The sequence below is a fragment of the Mycobacterium colombiense genome (assembly GCF_001672755.1).
Lineage (GTDB): Bacteria > Actinomycetota > Actinomycetes > Mycobacteriales > Mycobacteriaceae > Mycobacterium > Mycobacterium colombiense_C.
In genome coordinates, this window is record NZ_LZKI01000103.1 from 1 (window position 1) to 2,037 (window position 2,037).

Annotated in this window: 2 protein-coding genes; both read right to left on the minus strand. The window is 68.9% G+C overall.

All coding sequences use genetic code 11. The annotated features are described in order from the left end of the window. Positions 1 to 114 precede the first annotated feature (114 nt). On the minus strand, positions 115 to 888 hold the full coding sequence (gene sepH / locus A5708_RS14385; protein ID WP_065029274.1) for a septation protein SepH: 774 nt from the start codon (positions 886 to 888) through the stop codon (positions 115 to 117). 122 nt (positions 889 to 1,010) lie between these two features. Beyond that, the coding region (serC, locus tag A5708_RS14390; RefSeq protein WP_065029275.1) for a phosphoserine transaminase at positions 1,011 to 2,037 on the minus strand (1,027 nt) is incomplete at its 5' end.

The following is a 2,037-nucleotide window of genomic DNA, read 5'->3' on the forward strand; positions in this document are numbered from 1 at the left end:
ACGTCAGACATCTCCACTAAGCCCGGAGGTCCTCCCTTCTCACAGCCGAATCGTCAACAACGTCCCTGCCGGGTACACCTAGCGGCGAAGGTCAGGCGGTCGCCGCCAGCAGGACTAGCGCTGCCCGCCCGAGCGCACGCCGAGCAACACGTCTTCCCACGCCGGGATGACCGGCTTGCCGCGGCGGGTGTGCACGGGCTTTTCGTCCGGCTCCACCACCGCCTCGGGTTCTGCGACGGGCGGCTTCGCGGGCTCGTCGAAGTCGACGTGGGCGACCCGGGCCACCGGGCGCAGCGGACGTTCGAAGTTGGGGTCGATCAGCGCGCTGGCCGCGTCGTCGATGGCGGTAACCGTTCCGCCATGGGCACCGGGGGAGAAGCAGAAATGCGCGAGGTTGTCGGAACGGCCGACCTTCCACGCGAGCTGTACTGTCCAGCGGTTGTCTTCGTTGCGCCAGGCGTCCCAGCTGAGTTTGTCGTGGCTGAGGCCCCGGGTCACCAACGCGGCGCTGACCGTCTCCAGCAGCGTCAGGACGGCGGGGCCGTCGGCCAGCATCGGGTGGGCGGCGGTTGCCAGTTCGGCGGCGCGGAACCGTTCCAACAGCACCGGGTGGGCGAAGCGGCGGATCCGCGACACCTCCGAGCCGGACGCCGCGGCGACCTGCTCGACGGAGGCGCCCGCGCGGATTTTGGCCTGAATTTCTTTGGGGCTCAGCATGTTGGTGACTTCAATCTCGAGCTGCGGTTGCTCAGAGGACAGGGCTGCGTCGCGCAGCAGGGCTCGCAGCCGGTCGTCGGCCGCTAGCTTGAACTGCTCCGCGGGATCGTCACCCTCGCAGATGACATATTTGCTGTCGGCATCCAGCCCAACCACTTTGAGTTCCCGCATGGTTATCTCCTCGCAGGCTCCGTGCAGGTCAGCGACGGACCCGTCACGTGCGCACTTTAGTCCAGCAACCACCCATCACCTGTGCTGACACGCTGTGCGGTTGCGCGCCGATTGCCGGCTGGTTACAGCCGCTCGACGACCCAGTCGATGCATTGGGTGAGTGCGCTGACGTCGTCGGGGTCCACCGCCGGGAACATTCCCACCCGCAGCTGGTTGCGGCCGAGTTTGCGGTACGGCTCGGTGTCGACGACACCGTTCGCCCGCAAGATCTTCGCCACGGCCGCGGCGTCGACCTCGTCGGCGAAGTCGATGGTGCCCACCACCTGCGAGCGCAGCTTCGGGTCGGTGACGAAGGGCGTGGTGTAGGCCCGCTCCTCGGCCCAGGAGTACAGCCGGCCCGACGAGTCCGCCGTGCGCTTGACGGCCCAGTCCAGCCCGCCGTTGCCCAGCATCCAGTCGACCTGCTCGGCCATCAGCGCCAGGGTGCCGACCGCGGGGGTGTTGTAGGTCTGGTCCTTCAGGCTGTTCTCCACGGCGATGGGCAGCGAGAGGAAGTCGGGCACCCAGCGGCCGGAGGCGGCGACGGACTCGACGCGGGCCAGCGCCGCCGGGCTCATGACGGCCAGCCACAGGCCGCCGTCGCTGGCGAAATTCTTCTGCGGAGAGAAGTAGTACGCGTCGGTCTCGGCGATGTCGACCGGCAGGCCGCCCGCGCCCGAGGTCGCGTCGATGACGACCAGCGCGTCGCCGGACCCGGTGGGCCGGCCGATGGGCACGGCGACGCCGGTGGACGTCTCGTTGTGCGCCCAGGCGATCACGTCGACCGAGGGGTCGCTCTGCGGCTCGGGGGCGCTACCGGCGTCGGCCTTGATGACGACGGGATCGCCGACGAAGGGGTTCTTGGTGACCGCGGAGGCGAACTTGGAGCTGAACTCGCCGAAGGACAGGTGCAACGACCGCTTGTCGATCAGACCGAAGGCCGCGGCATCCCAGAACGCGGTCGCGCCGCCGTTGCCCAGGATGACCTCGTAGCCCTCGGGCAGCGAAAACAGGTCGGCGAGCCCGGACCGCAGCCGGCCCACCAGATTCTTGACCGGCGCCTGCCGGTGCGAGGTGCCGAACAGTGGCGCGGCGGTGGTGGTCAGCGCC